The organism is Micromonospora sp. RTBAU3-60 (genome assembly GCF_054963695.1).
Genome location: NZ_JBUEGB010000015.1, coordinates 71,905 through 92,921, shown reverse-complemented (window position 1 = coordinate 92,921; position 21,017 = coordinate 71,905). Strand labels below are relative to the sequence as shown.

Annotated in this window: 18 protein-coding genes; 12 read left to right on the top strand and 6 right to left on the bottom strand. The window is 73.7% G+C overall.

The window, feature by feature from the left end; translation table 11 throughout:
* The first annotated feature begins 165 nt into the window (after nt 1–165).
* The 8 genes from ACY34I_RS17350 to efeB all read left to right on the top strand — a co-directional run bounded on the left by ACY34I_RS17350 (nt 166) and on the right by efeB (nt 9,291).
* A complete protein-coding gene (locus ACY34I_RS17350; protein WP_073832817.1) occupies nt 166–378 on the top strand; it encodes a Trm112 family protein in 213 nt (70 codons plus the stop codon).
* Nucleotides 375–1,574, top strand: coding sequence for an SIS domain-containing protein (locus tag ACY34I_RS17345; RefSeq protein ID WP_462756040.1), 1,200 nt, complete (start codon nt 375–377; stop codon nt 1,572–1,574). Before ACY34I_RS17350 ends, ACY34I_RS17345 begins: the two co-directional genes overlap by 4 nt.
* A gap of 46 nt (nt 1,575–1,620) precedes the next feature.
* On the top strand, nt 1,621–2,628 hold the full coding sequence (locus ACY34I_RS17340; RefSeq protein ID WP_462756039.1) for a cation diffusion facilitator family transporter: 1,008 nt from the start codon (nt 1,621–1,623) through the stop codon (nt 2,626–2,628).
* 1 nt (nt 2,629) lies between these two features.
* Nucleotides 2,630–3,778: a mannose-6-phosphate isomerase, class I gene (gene manA, locus ACY34I_RS17335; RefSeq protein WP_462756038.1), complete on the top strand. Its 1,149-nt coding sequence runs from the start codon at nt 2,630–2,632 to the stop codon at nt 3,776–3,778.
* 298 nt (nt 3,779–4,076) lie between these two features.
* Nucleotides 4,077–5,576: an adenosylhomocysteinase gene (gene ahcY / locus ACY34I_RS17330; protein ID WP_148797506.1), complete on the top strand. Its 1,500-nt coding sequence runs from the start codon at nt 4,077–4,079 to the stop codon at nt 5,574–5,576.
* A gap of 292 nt (nt 5,577–5,868) precedes the next feature.
* Nucleotides 5,869–6,750, top strand: coding sequence for an iron uptake transporter permease EfeU (gene efeU / locus ACY34I_RS17325; RefSeq protein WP_462756037.1), 882 nt, complete (start codon nt 5,869–5,871; stop codon nt 6,748–6,750).
* A 29-nt stretch (nt 6,751–6,779) separates the two neighbouring features.
* Nucleotides 6,780–7,910, top strand: a complete 1,131-nt coding sequence (efeO, locus tag ACY34I_RS17320) for an iron uptake system protein EfeO (protein ID WP_462756036.1) — start codon at nt 6,780–6,782, stop codon at nt 7,908–7,910.
* Nucleotides 7,911–7,992: 82 nt separating this feature from the next.
* Nucleotides 7,993–9,291 (top strand): iron uptake transporter deferrochelatase/peroxidase subunit, encoded by a 1,299-nt coding sequence (gene efeB / locus ACY34I_RS17315; protein ID WP_462756035.1) that lies wholly within the window; start codon nt 7,993–7,995, stop codon nt 9,289–9,291.
* Between the two features lie 81 nt (nt 9,292–9,372).
* On the opposite strand, the gene ACY34I_RS17310 is transcribed toward efeB, so the two are convergent.
* The gene (locus tag ACY34I_RS17310; protein WP_462756034.1) at nt 9,373–10,401 is read right to left on the bottom strand and encodes an RDD family protein; all 1,029 of its coding nucleotides are present in this window, start codon (nt 10,399–10,401) and stop codon (nt 9,373–9,375) included.
* A 41-nt stretch (nt 10,402–10,442) separates the two neighbouring features.
* Here ACY34I_RS17310 and ACY34I_RS17305 point away from each other — a divergent pair, with 41 nt between their 5' ends.
* Nucleotides 10,443–11,441 (top strand): stage II sporulation protein M, encoded by a 999-nt coding sequence (locus tag ACY34I_RS17305; RefSeq protein WP_462756033.1) that lies wholly within the window; start codon nt 10,443–10,445, stop codon nt 11,439–11,441.
* A 41-nt stretch (nt 11,442–11,482) separates the two neighbouring features.
* On the opposite strand, the gene ACY34I_RS17300 is transcribed toward ACY34I_RS17305, so the two are convergent.
* From ACY34I_RS17300 to ACY34I_RS17280, 5 genes are read right to left on the bottom strand one after another with little or no spacing between them, the layout of a single operon-like run.
* The gene (locus ACY34I_RS17300; RefSeq protein WP_462756032.1) at nt 11,483–12,793 is read right to left on the bottom strand and encodes a DUF58 domain-containing protein; all 1,311 of its coding nucleotides are present in this window, start codon (nt 12,791–12,793) and stop codon (nt 11,483–11,485) included.
* Nucleotides 12,790–13,779, bottom strand: coding sequence for an AAA family ATPase (locus tag ACY34I_RS17295; protein WP_462756031.1), 990 nt, complete (start codon nt 13,777–13,779; stop codon nt 12,790–12,792). The genes ACY34I_RS17300 and ACY34I_RS17295 overlap by 4 nt, the downstream gene beginning before the upstream one ends.
* On the bottom strand, nt 13,776–15,071 hold the full coding sequence (locus ACY34I_RS17290; protein ID WP_462756030.1) for a DUF4350 domain-containing protein: 1,296 nt from the start codon (nt 15,069–15,071) through the stop codon (nt 13,776–13,778). Before ACY34I_RS17290 ends, ACY34I_RS17295 begins: the two co-directional genes overlap by 4 nt.
* Nucleotides 15,068–15,700 carry a DUF4129 domain-containing protein gene (locus ACY34I_RS17285; RefSeq protein WP_462756029.1) on the bottom strand — a complete coding sequence of 211 codons (633 nt, stop codon included), beginning with the start codon at nt 15,698–15,700 and terminating at the stop codon, nt 15,068–15,070. Before ACY34I_RS17285 ends, ACY34I_RS17290 begins: the two co-directional genes overlap by 4 nt.
* A complete protein-coding gene (locus tag ACY34I_RS17280; protein ID WP_462756028.1) occupies nt 15,697–16,542 on the bottom strand; it encodes a hypothetical protein in 846 nt (281 codons plus the stop codon). Before ACY34I_RS17280 ends, ACY34I_RS17285 begins: the two co-directional genes overlap by 4 nt.
* A 214-nt stretch (nt 16,543–16,756) precedes the next feature.
* On the opposite strand from ACY34I_RS17280, the gene mtrA reads away from it, so the two are divergent.
* From mtrA to ACY34I_RS17265, 3 genes are read left to right on the top strand one after another with little or no spacing between them, the layout of a single operon-like run.
* Entirely contained in the window at nt 16,757–17,446 is a 690-nt protein-coding gene (mtrA, locus tag ACY34I_RS17275; RefSeq protein WP_091670731.1) for an MtrAB system response regulator MtrA, read from the top strand.
* 13 nt (nt 17,447–17,459) lie between these two features.
* The gene (gene mtrB, locus ACY34I_RS17270; RefSeq protein ID WP_462756027.1) at nt 17,460–19,217 is read left to right on the top strand and encodes an MtrAB system histidine kinase MtrB; all 1,758 of its coding nucleotides are present in this window, start codon (nt 17,460–17,462) and stop codon (nt 19,215–19,217) included.
* Nucleotides 19,214–21,013, top strand: a complete 1,800-nt coding sequence (locus tag ACY34I_RS17265) for an LpqB family beta-propeller domain-containing protein (RefSeq protein ID WP_462756026.1) — start codon at nt 19,214–19,216, stop codon at nt 21,011–21,013. Before mtrB ends, ACY34I_RS17265 begins: the two co-directional genes overlap by 4 nt.
* The last annotated feature ends 4 nt before the right edge of the window (nt 21,014–21,017 follow it).

The window sequence follows — 21,017 nt, the reverse complement described above, 5'->3', positions numbered from 1 at the left end:
GTGTGTGGTGGCGACCCGTGTTGCCGCCGCGGCGGCCGGTGGCGTCGACGGTGCCGAGATGATCTCGCGCAGTGGCGCGGTGCCGGCACAGGTTCGCCGATAAGATCGCGTGCGCCGGACGGCACCGCCGACCGGTGAGACCGCATACGTGGAAGGAGCCGCGCCGTGGCCCTGGACCCGCAGTTGCTCGAGATTCTCGCCTGCCCGGACACGCACCACGCACCGCTCGACTACGACCCGCAGGCGCAGACGCTGACCTGTACGGAGTGCGGTCGGATCTTCGAGGTCCGCGACGACGTGCCGGTGCTGCTGCTGGACGAGGCGCGCGGTGGGCCCGCGGGCGACGACGCGCGTGGCGGCTCGGGGTCGCAGCGGTGATGGAGGGTACGGCTGGGGTCAGCGGGTACCGGCACGCCGACGAGTCGCTGCTGGACGACCCGGAGCTGCTCGCCGAGCAGGATCCCGGCGGCATGCTCCGGTTCACCGCCTCCGCCGGCGCGCAGGTACGCGAGTCGGCGGCACTCACCGCCGAGGCGAACCTGAGCGTGCTCGCCGACGAGGGCAGGCCGCGGGCGGTGGTGATCGCGGGTATCGGCACCGCCGGGCGGACCGGGGACGTGCTGGCCACGGTGGCCGGTCCGCGCTGCCCGGTGCCGGTCATCCCGCACCGCAGCGCCGGTGTCCCCGGCTGGGTGGGCGCGGCGGACGTGGTGATCGCGGTCAGCGCCTCCGGCCGTAGCCCCGAGGCCCTGGGCGCCGCCGAGGCCGCACACCGGCGGGGTGCCCGGCTGGTCGCCGTCGGCGCCCCGGACTCCCAGTTGCAGTCGGTGGCCGAGCGGGCCCGGGCGCCGTTCATCCCGGTGCCCCGGCGAGCCCCGGCCCGGGCCAGTCTCTGGGCGCTCACCGTGCCCGTCCTGCTCGCCGCCCGTACGCTCGGGCTGGTGAAGGTCAACGAGGCGGACCTGGCCGAGACCGCGGCCCGGCTGGACGCGGACGCCGACCGGTCCCGCCCCACCGCCGAGTCCTTCGTCAACCCGGCGAAGTCGCTGGCCCTCGGCCTGGCCGGGTCGATCCCGATCGTGTGGGGTTCGTCCCCGCTGGCCACGGTGGCCGCGCGGCGGTTCGGTGACACGCTCTCCGCCAACGCCCGTTACCCGGTGGTCACCGGGGCGCTGGGCGAGGCGGGCCGGGGCCGGGTCGGCCTCCTCGACGGCGTCTTCGGCGGGCTGGCCGAGGGGGAGCGGGACATCTTCGCCGACCCGGACGAGGCCGGCGGCGGTGACGCCACCCGGCTGCGGCTGGTGCTACTGCGCGACGGTGGCCTGAACGCCGAGGACGACACCGACGAGCCGCTCGCCGTGGAGGAGCGCCGGGCCGAGGCCGTGCAGACCCTCGCCGAGCGGCGCGGGGTGCGCTGCGACGTGGTCACCGCCGAGGGCGGTTCGGCGCTGGAGCGGCTCGCCTCGCTGATCGCGGTCCCGGACTTCGCCTCGGTCTATCTCGCCCTAGCACACGGGCTGGACCCGATGGCCGTTCCGGCCATCACGGAGATGAAGGAGCTGGCAAACCAGTGAGCACGTGCGGCATCGGGCGGGGAGCGGCGCGAAGCGGGGCGGCAGCGTGAGCGCCAACGGTGGGACCAGGGCGATCGTGGCCGCCCTGGCGGCCAACATCGGCATCGCCGTCACCAAGTTCGTGGCGTTCCTGCTGACCGGCTCCTCGTCGATGCTGGCTGAGGCGATCCACTCGGTCGCCGACTCCGGCAACCAGGGCCTGCTGCTGCTGGGCGGTCGGCGGGCCAAGCGGTTGGCCACCCCGGAGCACCCCTTCGGGTACGGCCGGGAGCGCTACATCTACGCGTTCATCGTGTCGATCGTGCTGTTCAGCCTCGGTGGGCTGTTCGCGCTCTACGAGGCGTACCACAAGTGGTCGCACCCGGAGCCGATCACGAGCTGGCAGTGGGTTCCGGTGGGCGTGCTGGTGGTCGCGATCGGCATGGAGTCCTTCTCGTTCCGCACCGCGATCAAGGAGTCGAACCACATCCGGGGCAGCCAGTCGTGGGTGCGGTTCATCCGGCGGGCCAAGGCGCCCGAGCTGCCGGTGGTGCTGCTGGAGGACTTCGGCGCGCTGGTCGGTCTGGTCTTCGCGCTCTTCGGCGTCGGCATGACGCTGGCCAGCGGCAACGGCAAGTGGGACGCGCTCGGCACGGCGATGATCGGCGTGCTGCTGGTGACCATCGCGGTCATCCTGGCCGTCGAGACCAAGAGCCTGCTGCTCGGCGAGGGCGCCGAGGCGACGGAGGTGGCCGCGATCGAGCGGGCCGTCACCGACGGCCCGGAGGTCGAGCGGATCATCCACATGAAGACCCTCTACCTGGGCCCGGAGGAGCTCATGGTGGCCGCGAAGATCGCGGTGCCGCCGTGCGAGACCGCCGAGGAGGTGGCTCGGGGCATCAACGCGGTCGAGGCGCGGATCCGCAGCGCGGTGCCGATCGCCCGGGTCATCTACCTGGAGCCGGACATCTACAGCGCGGCGGCGGACCAGGCGGGCACCGGTGCGGCGTCGCACACCGCGGTGCCGCAGCCGGAGGCGACGTCGGACCAGATTCCGGGACGACCCGGGAGCTGACGTGGAGCTGCTGCAGGGCCGGATCCGGGACTACGCCTGGGGCTCGCGTACCGCGATCGCCGAGTTTCAGGGGCGCCCGGTGCCGAGCGACGGGCCGGAGGCCGAGCTGTGGCTGGGCGCCCACCCGGGCGCCCCGGCCACGGTGGACCGGGACGGCACCCCGGTCAGCCTGACCGAGCTGCTGCTCGCCGAGCCGGCGCACTGGCTGGGCGAGCGGGTGGTCGGCCGGTTCGGCACCCGACTGCCGTTCCTGCTCAAGGTGCTGGCCGCGGACGCCCCGCTCAGCCTCCAGGCTCATCCGGACGCGGAGCAGGCCCGGGCCGGGCACGCGGCCGACACCGAGCGGGTCAACTACGTCGACCCGTACCACAAGCCGGAGCTGCTGGTCGCGCTCTCCGAGTTCGAGGCGCTCTGCGGGTTCCGGGAGCCGGCCGAGTCGGCGGCGGCGCTCGCGGCGTTCGGCGTACCGGCGCTGGAGCCGGTGGTGGCGGCGCTGCGCACCGGGCCGGCGGGGCTGCGCGAGGCCGTACGCCTGCTGTTGAGCTGGCCGGCGGCGGAGCGGGCCGGGCTGGTGGCCGCCGTGCTGACGGCGGAGGTCCGCGGGCCGGACGCGGTGCTGGCCCGGAGCCTGGCGGTCGACTACCCGGCCGACCCGGGGGTGCTGGTGGCGCTGCTGCTGCACCACGTCCGGCTGGCCCCGGGCGAGGCGATCTGGATGCCCGCCGGCAACCTGCACGCCTACCTGCGGGGCACCGGCGTGGAGATCATGGCGGCCAGCGACAACGTGCTGCGCGGGGGGCTCACCCCGAAGCGGGTGGACGTGGACGAGCTGCTGCGGGTGCTGCGGTTCGAGGTGCTCGACGAGCCGGTGGTCGCCCCGGTTCCGGTGGCGCCCGGGGTGGTGACCTGGCCGGTGCCGGTCGACGACTTCGCGCTGCACCGGGTCGAGGTGGCCGGCGGCCCTGGCGTACGGCTGGCGCTGCCCGGCCCGCGGGTGGTGCTCTGCCGCGCCGGCAAGCTCGCCGTGGACGACGGGGTGGGCGCGGTCGTCCTGGGCGCGGGGCAGGCGGCGGTGGGCACGGCGGCCGGCGGGCCGCTGGTGCTCGGCGGAGAGGGCGAGGCGTACGTCGCCACCTGCGGTCTGCGCTGACCGCAGCGCAGCAACGAGACGAGTCCGACTTTCCCGAAATAGCTTGACGCGACAGTCGCTCAGTGTGACTCTATGGGTACGCAGCGTTGTCGCGACGAAGGTCCGGTAACGCGCGGGGAACCAAACCGGGGGGATGCACGGGGCGGCCGGACCGTGGGCGGAGAGTCCGTTCACGACCGACCGCCCCGTGCGCTGTCCGCCGACCGGATCGGCCATCACCGGACAACCGGGCACGGGTGAAGAAGGCCACGCGCGTAAGGTAAAGAGCTGCGCAGCACTTCGTTCGACAGGAGCTTCCATGACCAGCACCCTCCCGGCGACCCCCAGCGGCGCGTCGTCCGAGGCCCGGCCGAGCACCCTCGCCGAGGGCGACTACAAGGTGGCGGATCTGTCGCTCGCCGCGTTCGGGCGCAAGGAGATCCAGCTCGCCGAGCACGAGATGCCCGGTCTGATGGCGATCCGGCGCGAGTTCGCGGACGCCCAGCCGCTCGCCGGCGCCCGCATCACCGGCTCGCTGCACATGACCATCCAGACCGCCGTCCTGATCGAGACCCTGGTCGCGCTCGGCGCGCAGGTCCGCTGGGCGTCCTGCAACATCTTCTCCACCCAGGACCACGCCGCCGCCGCGATCGTCGTCGGCCCGAACGGCACCCCCGAGGCCCCCGCCGGCGTCCCGGTGTACGCCTGGAAGGGCGAGACCCTGGACGAGTACTGGTGGTGCACCGAGCAGGTGCTCACCTGGCCGGACGGGCAGGGCCCCAACATGATCCTGGACGACGGGGGTGACGCCACCCTGCTCGTGCACAAGGGTTTCGAGTTCGAGAAGGCCGGCGTCGTGCCGCCGGTCGAGTCCGCCGACTCCGAGGAGTACGCGGTCATCCTCAAGGTGCTGCACCGCTCGCTCGCCGAGGACGGCCAGCGCTGGACGCGGATCGCCGGCGGCATCAAGGGCGTGACCGAGGAGACCACCACCGGCGTGCACCGGCTCTACGAGATGCACCGCAACGGCACGCTGCTCTTCCCGGCCATCAACGTCAACGACTCGGTGACCAAGAGCAAGTTCGACAACAAGTACGGCTGCCGCCACTCGCTCATCGACGGCATCAACCGGGCCACCGACGTGCTGATCGGCGGCAAGCTGGCGGTCGTGCTCGGCTACGGCGACGTGGGCAAGGGCTGCGCCGAGTCGCTGCGCGGCCAGGGCGCCCGGGTCGTGGTGACCGAGGTCGACCCGATCTGCGCGCTGCAGGCGGCGATGGACGGCTACCAGGTCGCCACCCTGGACGACGTGGTCGAGCAGGCGGACATCTTCATCACCGCCACCGGCTGCTTCAACGTCATCAGCAACGAGCACATGGCCCGGATGAAGCACCAGGCCATCGTCGGCAACATCGGCCACTTCGACAACGAGATCGACATGGCCGGCCTGGCGAAGCGCTCCGACGTTACCCGGGAGAACATCAAGCCGCAGGTCGACGTCTGGCGGTTCGACGACGGCCACGCGATCATCGTGCTCTCCGAGGGGCGCCTGCTGAACCTGGGCAACGCCACCGGGCACCCGAGCTTCGTGATGTCGAACTCGTTCGCCAACCAGACCATCGCCCAGATCGAGCTCTTCACCAAGACGCAGGACTACCCGATCGGCGTCTACGTGCTCCCGAAGCACCTGGACGAGAAGGTCGCCCGGCTGCACCTGGACGCGCTCGGCGCGAAGCTGAGCACCCTCACCAAGGAGCAGGCCGCCTACCTCGGCGTGCCGCAGGAGGGCCCGTTCAAGCCGGAGCACTACCGGTACTGAGCCACGCCCGAAAGGGACCGGGGTCGACCGCCGCGCGGCCGTCCCGGTCCCTTTCGCGTACGCGGACACCGGTCGGCTCCGGCGCTGCGCGCCGGCTCCCGGTGGCCAGGTGGGGCCGAAGGCCCCTGGTGCCCCGCGCCACCGGCGGGAGACGGTGGGCTGGCCAGCGCGTGTCCTCTTGGCGTCGATTCGGGTGACATTGCCATGAACGACTTGACGCGGTGCGCGATCAGGAGGAAGGTATGGCTGCCCTAAGTTAACTGAGGCGTGCCTAACTAACCACGGAGTACCGATGTTCGCCACGTATCTGATCGGCCTGCGGGAAGGCCTGGAGGCGACCCTCGTGGTCAGCATCCTGGTCGCATTCCTGGTCAAGTCGAACCGCCGCAACCGGCTGCCGCACGTGTGGCTCGGGGTCGGCGCCGCCGTGGCCCTGTCGGTGCTCTTCGGCTGGCTGATCGAGTACACCTCGACCACGCTCCTCCAGACCTCGGAGTCGCGGGAACTCTTCGACGCCGTCACCTCCGTGGCCGCCGTCGTCTTCGTCACCTGGATGATCTTCTGGATGCGCAAGGCCGCCCGGAGCATCGCCGGTGAGCTGCGGGGCAAGCTCACCGAGGCGCTGGCCGTCGGCGCGTTCGCGGTGACCGGCATGGCCTTCCTCGCGGTCATCCGGGAGGGCCTGGAGACCGCCCTGATCTTCTACTCCGCCGCGCAGAGCACCGCCGGCGGTGCCGGCCGCAACGCCATGCTCGCCCTGGTCGGCGGCATCGCCACCGCCGTGCTGATCGGCTTCCTGCTCTACCGCAGCGCCCTAAAGCTCAACCTGAGCAAGTTCTTCACCTGGACCGGTGCCCTGCTGATCCTGGTCGCCGCCGGCATCTTCAAGTACGGCGTGCACGACTTCCAGGAGGCCGGCGTGCTGCCCGGCCTGAACAACCACGCCTTCGACATCTCCTCCGCGCTCGACCCGAGCACCTGGTACGCGACCCTGCTCAGCGGCATGTTCAACATCACCCCCACGCCGAGCGTCTTCGAGATAGTCGCCTGGGTGGCGTACGCGGTGCCGGTGCTCGTCCTCTTCCTGCGCAAGCCGGCCAAGCCCGCCGCCAAGCCGGCCGAGGCGGCGAAGCCCGCCACCGAAGCGTCCGCCAGCCCCGTGCAGCCCGCCTGACAGCCCGTTTCCGAGGAGACACCGCACCGATGCGTACCACTCGATTCCTCGTGCCCGCCGCCGGGATGCTCGCCGTCGCCGGCCTGGCCGGCTGCGGCGGTGGCGACGACAAGCCCGACGCGAAGTCCGGCGGGCCGATCGCGGTCAAGGCCACCGACAGCGCCTGTGAGGTCGGCACCACCGAGATCGAGGCCGGTCAGGTGACCTTCAAGGTGACCAACTCCGGATCCAAGGTCAACGAGTTCTACGTCTACGCCGCCGGTGACCGGGTGATGGGCGAGGTGGAGAACATCGCCCCCGGCCTGAGCCGCGAGCTGCGGGTCGAGCTGCCCGCCGGGACGTACGAGACCGCCTGCAAGCCCGGCATGAGCGGCCGCGGCATCCGGGGCGCGCTGAAGGTCAGCGGCACCGCCGCGACCGTGGCCCCCGACGCCGCGCTGACCGAGGCCACCGTCAGCTACCAGCGGTACGTGCAGAGCCAGACCGCCGCGCTGCTCACCAAGACCGAGGAGTTCGTGGCCGCGGTCAAGGCCAACGACGTGGCGAAGGCCAAGGCGCTCTACCCGGTGACCCGCACCTACTGGGAGCGGATCGAGCCGGTCGCGGAGAGCTTCGGCGACCTCGACCCGAAGATCGACGGCCGGGAGGAGGTCGTCGAGGAGGGCATGGAGTTCACCGGCTTCCACCGCATCGAGAAGGACCTGTGGACCACCGGCGACGTCAGCAAGGACGGCGCGATCGCCGACCAGCTGCTCACCGACGTCAAGGCGATCGTGGCGAAGGCCAACGCCGAGAAGCTCACCCCCCTCCAGCTCGCCAACGGCGCCAAGGCGCTGCTCGACGAGGTGGCCAGCGGCAAGATCACCGGCGAGGAGGAGCGGTACTCGCACACCGACCTCTGGGACTTCAACGCCAACCTGGAAGGCACCAAGGCCGCCATCGCCGCCCTGCGCCCGGCCCTCGAGCAGCGCTCGGCCGACCTGGTCAAGCAGCTCGACACCGAGTTCGCCAACGTCGAGGCCACCCTCGGCAAGCACCGGGCCGGTGACGGCTGGAAGCTGCACACCCAGCTCAGCAAGGCCGAGCTGAAGGAGCTGTCGGACAGCATCAACGCGCTGGCCGAGCCGATCAGCAAGGTGGCCGCGGTCGTCGCCCGATGACGACCCGGCCCGGAGGTGACGCCATGAGCGAGCAGATCATCGGGGCTCGGCCGCTGGGCGGCGGCGACCGCGGGGAGGCGACATGAGCGAGCAGGCCACCGAAACGCCGCGCGCGGGCACGCTGTCCCGGCGGCGGGCCATCACCCTGGCTGGCGTGGGTGCCGCCGGCGTGGCCGGGGCGGCGGCTGGCGCGGGCGCGCTGCTCAGCGGCGGCGACCACGCGGCGGCCACCGACAAGGCCGCCGGGGCGGTGCCGTTCCACGGCGAGCACCAGGCCGGCATCACCACCCCGGCCCAGGACCGGCTGCACTTCGTCGCGTTCGACGTGATCACAAAGGACCGGGCGAAGCTCGTCGCGCTGCTGCAGGAGTGGACCGCCGCCACGGCCCGGATGACCGCCGGCAAGGACGCCGGCCTGATCGGCGCGGTCGGCGGCGTCCCGGAGGCCCCGCCGGACGACACCGGCGAGGCGCTCGGCCTGCCCCCGTCGCAGCTCACCCTCACCGTCGGCTTCGGCCCGACGCTGTTTCGCGACGCCGAGGGCAAGGACCGGTTCGGCATCGCGGACAAGCGTCCGGCCGCCCTCGCCGACCTGCCGCACTTCGCCGGGGACGCGCTCAAGCCGGAGATCTCCGGCGGGGACATCTGTGTCCAGGCCTGCGCCAACGACCCGCAGGTGGCGGTGCACGCCATCCGCAACCTGGCCCGGATCGGCATGGGCGTGGTCAGCGTCCGCTGGTCCCAGCTCGGCTTCGGGCGTACCTCCTCGACCTCGCGGGACCAGGCCACCCCGCGCAACCTGTTCGGCTTCAAGGACGGCACCGCCAACCTCAAGGCCGAGGATGCCGGCCTGCTCCGCGAGCAGCTCTGGGCCCAGCCCGGCGACGGGCCGGACTGGATGACCGGCGGGTCCTACCTGGTCACCCGCAAGATCCGGATGCTGATCGAGACGTGGGACCGCAGCTCGCTGGCGGAGCAGGAGCAGATCGTCGGCCGGACCAAGGGCAGCGGCGCGCCGCTCGGCAAGGCCGGTGAGTTCGACGAGCCGGACTTCGCTGCCAAGGGCGACGACGGGCAGCCCGTGATCGCCGAGACCGCGCACGTCCGGCTCGCCCACCCCGGGCAGAACAACGGCGCGCACCTGCTACGTCGCGGCTACAACTTCGTCGACGGCTCGGACGGGCTGGGCCGGCTCGACGCCGGGCTCTTCTTCATGGCCTACCAGCGGGACCCGCGCCGGCAGTTCGTGCCGATCCAGACCCGGCTCGCCCGGCAGGACGCGATGAACGAGTACCTGCGGCACGTCTCCAGCGGGATCTTCGCCTGCCCGCCGGGCGTCCGCGACGCCGCCGACTGGTGGGGCCGCGCGCTCTTCTCCTGACCGGCTCAGCCCTGGTGCCTCGTCACTGGCAGGTTCCCACTTGATCCTGGATCGAGTGGTCTCGCGGTCACTGTGCGGCAGCTACTTCCCGTATCGAGCATCTTGGAGGGCTCCCGGTGTTGGCGGGCTTCCCTCAGCGGTAGCGGGCTGTCCGCGTACCGGATCTGGCTGGGTGGGCACGGCGGGCCGCAACGCGGCCGCGGCCGGTGCGGTCACCGGGGGCGCCGCGGTGACCTGCGGCGGGACCGCGACCTGCGGCAGGGCCAGCTCCGGCCAGAGGGTGGCGGTGAGCGCCCGGGTACGTCCCAGCCGGTGTGCGGCACGGCGGCCCCGCTCGGCCAGCACGGCGGCCAGGTACGCCGGCTCGGGCGCCGCCCACGGCGGAGGCGGCGAGGTGACCGCGACGATTTCGGCCCAGAGCTGTCGCGCCAACCGGCTGCGGTCCGGCTCGGCGAGCTGATGCACCCGACCGAGGTACTGCCGCACGGCCAGGGCCAACCCGTCGTCCACCCGGGTCAGGTCGAGGCTCCGCGCCCAGCCGAGCAGCGGCGGCACGGCCGGCGGAGCCGGCCGCCAGGCCCCCGCGGCCCGGGTGTGCACCACCAACGTGCCGGCCACCAGGTCGCCCAGCCGCCGCCCGCGCGGGTCAGTCAGCATCACCGTCACGCTCGCCACCCAGCTGAGCAGCGGCAGCACCAGCCCCGGCCACTCCACCGCGACGCCCACCAGGGCCCGGGTCAGCGACTGGCCGACGCCCACCGGGCCGCCGTCGGCGCGGACCACCCGCAGCCCCACGGCCAGCTTGCCGAGCGTCCGGCCGCCGACGAAGCGTTCCATCAGCACCGGGTAGCCGACCAGCACGAGGACCAGCGCCACCGTCTGCAACGCGCCGGACAGGGCCGCGTCCACGAAGTCCCACGGCAGGCTGACCAGCACCACCGACAGCACGGCCGCGAGCAGCAGCGCCACCGCCAGCTGGGCCAGCAGGTCGATCAGCAGGGCCAGCACCCGGGAACCCAGCCGGGCCGCCCGGACGTCCAGCTCCACCGCCTCGCCGCTGACCAGACCGGCGTCGGCCCAGCGGACCGGTGCGGGAGGTTGCGCGCTCACCCGCACAGTGAACACTATGAGCGCCGGACGGGGGAGGACGAGTGGATCTCGACGCGTACGTGGCGGCGCACGGCGCCGAGTGGCGGCGGCTGGAACAGTTGACCGGGCGGCGCCGGCTCGACGCGGCCGAGGTCGACGAGCTGGTCGTGCTCTACCAGCGGGCCGCCACCCACCTGTCCGCGCTGCGCAGCCGCTCACCCGACCCGGTGCTGGTCAACCGCCTCTCCCACCTGGTGCTGGCGGCCCGGGCGCGGATCACCGGCCGGCCCCGGCCGTCCTGGGCGGCGGTCGGCCGCTTCCTCCGTGCCGACCTGCCGGCCGCCCTCTACCGCGCATGGCCCTGGTGGTGCGGGGTGGCCACCGGATTCAGCGCGCTCAGCTTCTTCCTCATCTGGTTCGTCGCCGGTCACCCGGACACCGCCGCCGCGTTCATCGGTGAGGAGGCCGCCGGGCAACTCGTCGACTCGGGCTTCGCCGGCTACTACACCGAGTTCGCCGCGCCGACCTTCGCGTTCCACCTCTGGACGCACAACGCCTGGCTGGCCGCGCAGTGCCTCGCCTCGGGGGTGCTGGTGGTGCCGGTGTTCTATCTCCTGTGGCAGAACGCGCTGAACATCGGCGTGGTCGGCGGCGTGATGATCTCGTATGGCCGGGGCGACGTCTTCTTCGGGCTGATCACCCCGCACGGGCTGCTCGAACTGACCGGGATCTTCGTGGCGGCCGGGGTCGGGCTGCGTACCGGGTGGGCGTGGATCGCGCCGCCCGCGCACCTGAGCCGCGGCCGGGCGGTCGCCGAGGCGGGCCGCTCGGCGATCGTGGTCGCCGCCGGGCTGGTCGGGCTCTTCGCGATCTCCGCGCTGCTGGAGGCGTTCGTGACCCCGGCGCCGCTGCCGGTCGCCGTCCGGGTGGCCGTGGGCGCCACCGTCTGGCTGGCCTTCCTGGCGTACGCCCTGCTGCTCGGCCGCCACGCCGCCACCCGCCCGGCGCCCCCGTCCGTGGTGGGCGCAGATCCCCGGAAGGAGCAGCCGCTCTTTCGGTGACTCCGCGCACTCCCTCGGCGTGCGGGGGCCGGCCGGGTGGGTCAGAGTTGGCCGAGGGACTTGAGGCGGAGGTAGGTGTCGGCGACCGTCGGGGCGAGACGGTCGGCGGGAGCGTCCACCACGGTCACCCCGTGCCGGCCCAGCGCGGCCCGCACCCGGTCCCGTTCGGCCAGCGCCCGCCAGGCCGCCGCGGCGGCGTACGCGTCGTCCGGGCCGGCCGGTGGGGCGACGGTGAGCCCGGTGAGCACCGGGTCGTGGGTCGCCGCGATCACCACCCGGTGCCGGGCGGCCAGCCGGGGCAGCACCGGCAGCAGCCCCTCGCCGAGCGCGCCCGCCTCCAGCGCGGTGAAGAGCACCACGAGGCTGCGTTGCCGCTCCCGGCGTAGTACCTCGCCGGCGATCAGTTCGAAGTCGGTCTCCACCAGCGCCGGCTGGAGCGGGGCGACCGCGTCCACCAGCCGGGCGAGCAGCGCGGGTCGGCCGCTGCCGGTGACCGTGGCCCGGACCGAGGCGTCGGCGGCGAGCAGGTCGACCCGGTCGCCGGCCCGGGCGGCCAGCGCGGTGAGCAGCAGCGCCGCGTCGATCGCGGTGTCCAGCCGGGGCTCGTCGCCGACGCGTACCGCCGAGGTGCGGCCGGTGTCCAGCACGCACACCAGCCGGCGGTCCCGCTCCGGCCGCCAGGTACGCACCAGCACGTCCGAGCGGCGCGCGGACGCCCGCCAGTCGATCGAGCGCACGTCGTCGCCGACCACGTACTCGCGCAGGGTGTCGAACTCGGTGCCGTGGCCGCGCCCCCGGGTCACCTGGACGCCGTCGATGATCCGCAGCTTCGCCAGCTTCTCCGGCAGGTGCCGCCGCGAGTCGAAGCGGGGCAGCACGCGCAGCGTCCACGGTGGCGTGGCCGGCCGGCCGGCGCGCTGCCGGAACGCCAGCCGTAGCGGCCCGAGCGAGCGTACGGTCAGCGCCGCCGCCGGCCGGTCTCCGCGCCGGGCCGGGGTGAGCCGGACGGGCAGCGAGACCGTCCCGCCAGGTTCGACGGTCAACACCCGTCCCGGCGGTACGTCCGGCCGGGCTCCGGCCGAGGGCAGCCAGGCGTCGCGCACCTGGGCGCGCAGCGTACGGCCGGCGGTGTTGGCCAGGTGCAGGGTGACCGTGGCGGTGCCGCCGAGCCGGATCGCCCGGTCCCCGGTGCGGGTGACGGTGAGCGCATGCAGCGGCGCGGCGAGGGCCCAGTCGAGGGCGACGAGCAGCAGCACGGCGCCGGTCATCACGGCGACGCCGAGGAACGGCGCCGGCCAGGCCGGCAGGGTGGCCGCGCCCGCGGCGAGCAGCAGCGCGGCTCGCCAGGTCATCGCGGGGTCGGCACGGTGGCCAGCACCGTGTCCAGCACCGCGTCGACGGTCACGCCCTCCAGCTCCACCTCGGGGCGCAGCCGGAGCCGGTGCCGCAGGGTCGGCCGGGCCACCGCCTTCACGTCGTCCGGCGTGACGTGGTCGCGTCCGGCCAGCCAGGACCACGCCTTGGCGGTGTTGAGCAGCGCGGTGGCGCCCCGGGGCGAGGCGCCGAGCTCCAGCGCCGGGGTGGCCCGGGTCGCCCGGCACAGGTCCACGACGTAACCGAAGAGCGGCTCGGCCACGTGCACCCGCCGGACCGCCTCCCGGGCGATGGCCAGGTCGGCTGCGGTGGCCACCGGGCGTACGCCGGCCGCGGCGAGGTCGCGCGGATCGAAGCCGGCGTGGTGCGCGCGGAGCACGCCCAGCTCCTCGTCGCGGCTGGGCAGCGGCACGGTCAGCTTGAGCAGAAACCGGTCGAGCTGCGCCTCGGGCAGCGGGTAGGTGCCCTCGTACTCGACGGGGTTCTGGGTGGCGGCGACGATGAACGGGTCGGGCAGCATCCGCCGCTCGCCCTCGACGGAGACCTGCCGCTCCTCCATCACCTCCAGCAACGCCGACTGGGTCTTCGGGGGCGTCCGGTTGATCTCGTCGGCGAGGAGCAGGTTGGTGAAGACCGGTCCCTCGCGGAAGGTGAACGCCGCGGTGTGCGGGTCGAAGATCAGCGACCCGGTGACGTCGCCGGGCATCAGGTCCGGAGTGAACTGCACCCGCTTGGAGTCCAGGTCGAGGGCGGTGGCCACGGTCCGGATCAGCAGGGTCTTGGCCACCCCCGGTACGCCCTCCAGCAGCACGTGCCCCCGGCAGAGCAGCGCGATCACCAGCCCGGTGACCACCGCGTCCTGCCCGACGACGGCCTTGGCCACCTCGGCCCGCAGCCGGTGCAGGGCGGCCCGGGGGTCGGGCTGCGGGACGGCCGGTGCGGCGGCGATGACGGGTCCGGTCACCGGGGATCTCCTTCGGTCGGGTGGGCGACGACGGTACGGGTCAGGGTGTCCAGGTCGCGGGCCAGCTCCAGCAGCTCCTGGTCGGTGGTCGGGTCGGCGCCGTGCAGCAGCTCCGCCACCCGCTCGGGGTCGGCTCCGGCGTACGCGGCGACCCGGGCGGCCACCTCGGCGGGCGGCGTGTCGGGCGGCAGGTTGAGCCGCGGCAGCAGCCGGTCCAGCGCGGCGGCGCGCAGGGTCTCGGCGGCGGGCCCCCGGGCACCGGCCCGGCGGTAGAGCCGGGCCCGGCCGAGCACCGTCTCGGCGGAGTGGACGGTCACCGGTAGCGGCTCCGGTACGGGCGGGCCGAGCCGTCGGGCGCGCCAGAGCACCACCAGCAGCCCGGCCAGCGCGAGCTGCACCAGCAGCGCCCAGAACCAGGTGGGGAACGCGTCCCAGAGCGGGTTGGGCCGGGCCGGCCGGTCGTCGCTGGAGCCCCGGTCGCGGGGTGGGGCGCCGTCGCCGTTGCCGTGCCCGGCGGTGGGGCTCGGCGACCAGCCCGGCCCGCTCGGCGCGGGTGCCGGGGCGGGCAGGTCGAGCCAGACCAGCGGTCGGGTGCCGCCGAGCAGGCCGGTGGCGAGGGCGAGGTTGCCCCACTCGTCGATCCGCTCGTCGCGGAACGGGTCGCTGGCCCCGATCACCACCACCTCGACCGGCCACGGCACCCGGACCAGCCCGCCGGAGTAGCAGCGGTCGACCGGTGCGGCGTCCCGGGCCGCGTACCGCTGGCGGTCGGCGGCGGCGGTACCGGCACGGACGGCCTCCGCCAGCGGGCAGGGGTGGCCGTCGGCGTCGGGCGTGGTGGCCCGGGTGGCCCAGCGGTCCCCGGTGGGCAGCAGCGGCAGATCCAGCTGTTCCAGCACCCGGCGGGGCGGGTCGACCAGCACCAGCCGGCTGCCGGCGGGCAGGTCGGCCAGCGCGGCGACGGTGGCCGGGTGCAGCAGCTCCGGGGCCGGTACGAAGAGCGTCGTCGGGCCCGACCTGGCGGCCAGCAGCGCCCGGCCCGGGTCGGTCTCCCGGCGTACGGTCACGCCCTGCTCGCGCAGCGCCGCGGCCAGGCGGCTACCGCCGTCGTCGCCGGTGGCGACCGGGGAGAGGAAGCCCCGGTCGGTGGGGTCGGGCTGGTCGACGGCGTGGAACACCAGGGTGGCGGCGATCAGCAGCACCGCCAGCCCGAGCGGGATCAGGGCCCGGTGCCGGCGTCGCCGGGGTGGCGGCGGGGCGACCGGGCGGGTCGGGTCGAGGGTGGCGGTCATCGGCGCTCACCGTCCCCGGCCAGCTCGCGGCGCAGGTCGGTGGCGAGGTCGCGCATCCGGCGGTCGTGCTCGGGTGTGGCCGGGCGCTGCGCGTACCAGAGGTCGGAGAAGATCGTGCCGGCGGCGTGCAGGGTGGGCCGCACCTCGGGCCGGACGTGGGCGGCGACCGTGGTCAGTTCGGTGACCGTCATCCCGGGGCGCGGCTCCACCACCTGCCGGTCCACCAGCGCGCGGACCATGTCGCGCAGCCGTTCCCGGACCGCCTCGGCGTACCGGCCCTCGGCGGCGAGCCGGTCGGCGAGGCTGGCGTGACCGGGCGCCGCCGGTTCGGGCGTCCGGGGTGCGGGCACCGGGACGGCCGGTTCTCCGAGCCGGACCGCCCGCCGCCGGCGGGGCAGGCGCAACCGGGGCAGCCGCAGCCTCGGCAGCCGTAGCCGTAGCCGTAGCCGTGGCCGGCGCGGCCGGGGGAGTCGCAGCCTCGGCCGGGGAAGCCGGCGGGGCACCCAGGCCGGGAAGAAATACCAGGCCAGGGCGGCCAGCAGCGCGGCGAGCAGCAGGAGCAGCGCGGCCAGCGGCAGCGGTACGACGTCGCCGAGCGCGGCGACCGCCTCGGTCCACCACCGGCTCACCGGTGCACCGCCAGCAGGGCGGGTTCCGGGGTGCCGGCCGGGGCGCGGGAGAGCCGGATGTCCAGGCCCTCGGTGCGCATCCGGGTCTCCAGGTGCAGCACGGCGTCGAGGCAGGCCAGCGCGGGGTACGCGACCGCGTTCACGGCGACCCAGGCGGCCGTGGCGACCGGCAGCGCCCAGGCGTCGAGGTCGAACAGGCCCAGCGCCCCGAGCCCGTGGTAGACGCCGAGGCCGATGCCGAGCCGGATCAGCCACCAGCCCAGGTAGCCGAGGAGCCGGATGCCGGCGGCCCGCCCGCCCACGCGGACCGCGAGCGCGAGCGCCCGCCCCGGCACCCGCGGCCCGGGCAGCCGGTCCACCACCAGCGCCGGGACGACCGCGCCGAGCAGCCCGTACGCGACGAACCAGGCCGGCCCGGCCAGTCCGGCGAGGCCGACGGTGAGGCCGACCGCCGACGCGGCCAGCAGGGTGCCACCCCAGCGGGCGTCGCCGGGGCGCAGCAGTTCCCGCAGCCCGGCCCGGCGGCCGAGCAACGCGGCCCCGGCGCCCCGGGCGGCCGGGTTGCCGAGCAGCGCGATGATCAGCGCCTCGGTCCCGGCGCCGAGCGCGAGCAGCAGCCAGTACCAGCCGAGCCGGTCGGGGTCGAGCCAGTAGGCCGGCGGCTGCGCGCCGGCCAGCACCCGCAGCGGGTGCAGCAGCGCCTGCTCGCCGAGGGCCAGCAGAACGGCGAGCGGGACCAGCAGTCGGGCCTGGCCGCGCAGCAGCAGGACGGCCGAGTCCAGGAGTTCACCCACGGTCAGCGGCCGGCGCGGGAGCACGGCGGTCGGGCCGACGTCGGGCACGCGTACTCCTGGCGGACGGGCGACGGGTGGCGGGCGGCGACACGCCCGAGGGATCATGGTTGCATGGCCGGTCCGGTTCCGGTGGACCCGTCCGTCGCGGCGCGCCACGCGGGGCATCCACGCCGTCGGCGGTGGTGTCGGGCCGTTCCCGGCAGTACCGTGCCGTGATGACGCCGAACCCTTCGAAGTGAACGGGGATGGAACGATAAACCCCATGAGAGCCCGGGTACTGGTGGTCGACGACGACCCCGCGCTCGCCGAGATGCTCGGCATCGTCCTGCGCAGCGAGGGTTTCGTGCCCTCCTTCGTCGCGGACGGGGAACGGGCCTTGGCCGCGTTTCGCGACAGTCGGCCCGATATCGTCCTGCTCGACCTGATGCTGCCCGGTATGAGCGGTATCGACGTTGCCCGGGCGATCCGGGCCGAGTCCGGCGTGCCGATCGTGATGCTGACCGCCAAGAGCGACACGGTGGACGTGGTGCTCGGGCTGGAGTCCGGGGCGGACGACTACGTGGTCAAGCCGTTCAAGCCCAAGGAGTTGGTGGCCCGGATGCGGGCCCGGCTGCGCCGGGGCGAGGACGTCGCCCCCGAACTGCTCACCATCGGCCCGCCCGGCAACCAGATCACCATCGACGTGCCGGCGCACACGGTGAGCCGGGACGGCGAGGAGGTGAAGCTGACGCCGCTGGAGTTCGACCTGCTGGTCGCGCTCGCCCGCAAGCCGCGTCAGGTCTTCACCCGCGAGGTGCTGCTGGAGCAGGTCTGGGGCTACCGGCACGCCGCCGACACCCGCCTGGTCAACGTGCACGTCCAGCGGCTGCGGGCCAAGATCGAGCCGGATCCGGAGCGACCGGAAATCATCCTCACCGTTCGGGGCGTGGGCTACAAGGCGGGTACCGGATAGCCTGGTCATCACTGTGGTGACCTCCCCGCCCCCCGACTCGCCGACCGCCGCGGCCCGCTGGCTCCGCGCCGCGCGGGCGCTCTGGCGCGTCCTCGCCGCCCGTACGGCCCGGCTGGCCGCCAGCGTCCACCAGACCTGGCGGCGGTCGTTGCAGCTGCGGGTGGTCACCATCACCCTGGTCGCGTCCAGCCTGCTGGTCGGCGGGTTCGCCTACCTGATCGCCGACAAGATCACCAGCATCCTGGTGGAGAACGCCCAGACCGACGTCCGGCTGCGGCTGCAGAACGGCAGCGACTACGCGGGGAAGCAGTTCCGGGCCTTCAGCCAGCCGCAGGAGGCCCAGTTCCAGGACACCGTCGAGGGCACGGTGAACTACCTGGCCGGTGGTGACCCGACGCAGACCAACGGCGTGGTCGTGGCGATCACCGCGGACCGGGTCCCCGCCGGGACCATCGAGCCGCGCACCTCCCCGAACGTCCCGGTGCGCCCGCTGATCAGCTCGGAGCTGCGGGCCTCCGTCGCCGCCGGCAACGTGGCCCACCAGATCCGCACCGGGACGCTCGGCGGCAAGCGCACCAAATACCTCGTGTACGGCTCGCCGGTGCCCACCCGGTTCGGGCAGGTGGAGCTCTACTACGTCGTACCGCTGGACCGGCAGGACGCCACCGCCCGCGACGCCCGGGCCACCGTGGTCGCCACGGGCATGGCGCTGGTGCTCCTGCTCGGCCTGCTCGCCGCCCTGGTCACCCGTCTCGTGGTGACCCCGGTACGGGTGGCCGCCCGGACCGCCCAGCGGCTCTCCGCCGGCCTGCTCGATCAGCGCATGGTGGTCAACGGCGAGGACGATCTGGCGCTGCTCGCCGCCTCGTTCAACCAGATGGCGACGAATCTTCAGCGGCAGATCCTTCGGCTGGAGGAGATGTCCCGATTGCAGCGCCGCTTCACCTCGGACGTCTCGCACGAGCTGCGTACGCCGCTGACCACGGTCCGGATGGCCGCCGACCTGATCTTCGCCGAACGCGACGGGTTCGATCCGGCGGTGGCCCGCAGCGCCGAACTGCTCCAGGCCGAGCTGGACCGGTTCGAGGAACTGCTCACCGACCTGCTTGAGATCAGCCGCTTCGACGCCGGCTTCGCCATGCTGGACGCCGAGCCGACGGACCTGGTGCCGGTGGTGCACCGGGTGATTGAGCGGTTGGCCGGGCTGGCCGAGCGGGTCGGGGTGACCATCGAGCTGGACCTGCCGGACAGCCCGGTGATCGCCGAGGTGGACCCGCGCCGGGTCGAACGGGTGCTGCGCAACCTGGTCGGCAACGCGGTCGAGCACGGCGAGGCCAAACCCGTCCTGATCACCCTCGGCGTCGAACAGAACGCGGTGGCGATCACCGTGCGGGACCACGGCGTGGGGCTCAAGCCGGGCGAGGAGAAACTCGTCTTCAACCGCTTCTGGCGGGCCGACCCGTCCCGGGCCCGGCAGACCGGTGGCACCGGCCTCGGCCTCTCCATCAGCCTCGAGGACGCCCGGCTGCACGGCGGCTGGCTGGAGGCGTGGGGCGCGCCCGGTCAGGGCGCCCAGTTCCGGCTGACCCTGCCCGCCCGGGCCGGCGACCGGCTGACCACCTCGCCGCTGCGGCTGGTGCCGGCCGACGCCGCGCTGCCGTTCGGCGGTCCCCGCGACGGTGGCCCGCTCGCCATCGGCCCGGGCAGTGGTGCCGGGGCGCTGGCGATCGGACCGGCGGAGGGCGGCGACCGGGTCGAGGTGACGTCGTGAGGCATCGGCTGCTGACCGCGCTGCTGGCCGGCGTGCTGCTGCCCGCCGGGTTGGCCGGCTGTGGCATCCCGCACGAGACGCAGGTCCAGGTGGACGGGGCCGGGCCCGCGGGCCAGTCCGGCGCGCTCAGCGGCAGCTCCGACCAGCCGCCCGCCCCGACGGCGAGCAACGATCCGAAGGAGTTCATCCGCAACTACCTCTCGGCTGCGGCCGGGGAGCGGGACCAGGCGGTCAACCGGGTCAGGCAGTTCATCGCTCCCGAGGGGCAGAGCCGGCTGCGGGATCGGCAGAGCAGCGAGATCGAGCTGTTCGTGGTCCGCCTTCCCGAGGAGCCGGAGGCCACCCCGCCGAACAACGAGGGCACCAGCGAAGTCCGGGTGAAGGTCCAGCAGCTCGGTGTGCTCCGCGCGGACGGGAGCCTGGCGCCGCCGGTGGCCAGCGACACCGAGTACAAGTTCAAGCTCCGCCGGATGGGCGATGCCGGGTGGCGCATCACCGATCCGCCGAAGGTGCTGCTGCTCAGCGACGAGGCGCTGGACGACTACTACGCCCCGCACACCATCTACTTCTGGAACTTGGACCAGAGCCGACTGGTGCCGGACCAGCGCTACCTGCCGCAGGCGCTACCGGCCGAGCGCAAGGTCACCGAGGTGATCCGGTGGCTCGCCGCCGGCCCGCCGGAGTGGCTCTCGCCCGGCGTCATCCGGCTGCCCGACAACACCAGTCTGATCAACAACGCCACCGGCTCCGACGGGCGGTGGGAGGTGAACCTCAACATGCCGGGCGCGAAGGACGCCCAACTGGCCCACCTCGCCACCCAGTTGGCCTGGTCGCTCCCGGAGCAGGTCACCGGCCAGCTCGACCTCAAGATTCAGAACCAGAGCCGGCTGGTCGTCGACATCGGGCAGGAGAAGTCCGGGCGCCCGCCGTATCCGTTGGACGGCAATCCGGAGCGGTTCTGCGTCTACGACGGCGCGATCCACCCGCTTTCCTTCCCGGGAGAGCCGCGCGGGACCGTGCCGGTGGACGCTGCCTCGAATCGGAGCATCGCCACCGCGGCGCTCACCCGGTCGGGCGGGAGGGTCCTCGCCGCGCTGGTGGTCACCCGGTCGGGTCGTCAGCAACTCCTCGTCGGCACCGGGCCGAGCCCGGTCACCGTCTTCAAGGGCGGGAGAGAGTTCACCAGCGTGAGTCGTCCGACGTGGCTCCGCTCGACCGACCCGCAGCACCCGTACGGGTTGACCGCCGTCGACGGCGTCCTCTACCGATTCGACGAGGTGGGAAACCTGACCCGGGTGCCGCTCGGGGTGGACGGGAAGGTGAGCGCCGTGGCCGCCTCGGTCGAAGGTCACCGGGTGGCGCTGGTCGTCAACGAGGCGCTCTACGTCGCGGCGGTGAGCACCGACGGAGGTGCGCCCAGCCTGGGCCAGCCGCGGCGGCTGTTCACCAAGCTGACCAACATCACCGCCGTGGACTGGTACGCGGAGAGCCGGCTCGTCTTCGCTGGCTCCGAGCCGCGTGGGGGGACTCGCGACCCGCGACCCGCGATCTATGGCAGCAGCGTCGACGGAGCTCTGGAGAAGCCGCTCGAGCAGGACATCGGTGCCAAGGTCACCCGACTGTCCGCATACCCTGGGCCGTCGGGGGCGCTGCCCGCCTACTCGTACATGTACGAGGCGAACAACGGCGCCTACACCCCCAGCGGCATCATCAAGCCGGAGCAGGTGCTGAACCTGGCCTCCCCGACGCCGGGTGACAAGGCTCCCAACCCGACCGCGCCCTTCTTCCTCTACTGAGGCA

Excerpts from the sequence above, each read along its gene's own strand:
- ACY34I_RS17300 (WP_462756032.1), bottom strand. The coding sequence starts at position 12,793 with ATGACCTGGCGAGCCGCGCTGCTGCTCGCCGCGGGCGCGGCCACCCTG.
- efeB (WP_462756035.1), top strand. The coding sequence starts at position 7,993 with ATGAGCGAGCAGGCCACCGAAACGCCGCGCGCGGGCACGCTGTCCCGG.
- mtrA (WP_091670731.1), top strand. The coding sequence starts at position 16,757 with ATGAGAGCCCGGGTACTGGTGGTCGACGACGACCCCGCGCTCGCCGAG.
- ahcY (WP_148797506.1), top strand. The coding sequence starts at position 4,077 with ATGACCAGCACCCTCCCGGCGACCCCCAGCGGCGCGTCGTCCGAGGCC.
- efeO (WP_462756036.1), top strand. The coding sequence starts at position 6,780 with ATGCGTACCACTCGATTCCTCGTGCCCGCCGCCGGGATGCTCGCCGTC.
- efeU (WP_462756037.1), top strand. The coding sequence starts at position 5,869 with ATGTTCGCCACGTATCTGATCGGCCTGCGGGAAGGCCTGGAGGCGACC.
- ACY34I_RS17290 (WP_462756030.1), bottom strand. The coding sequence starts at position 15,071 with ATGACCGCCACCCTCGACCCGACCCGCCCGGTCGCCCCGCCGCCACCC.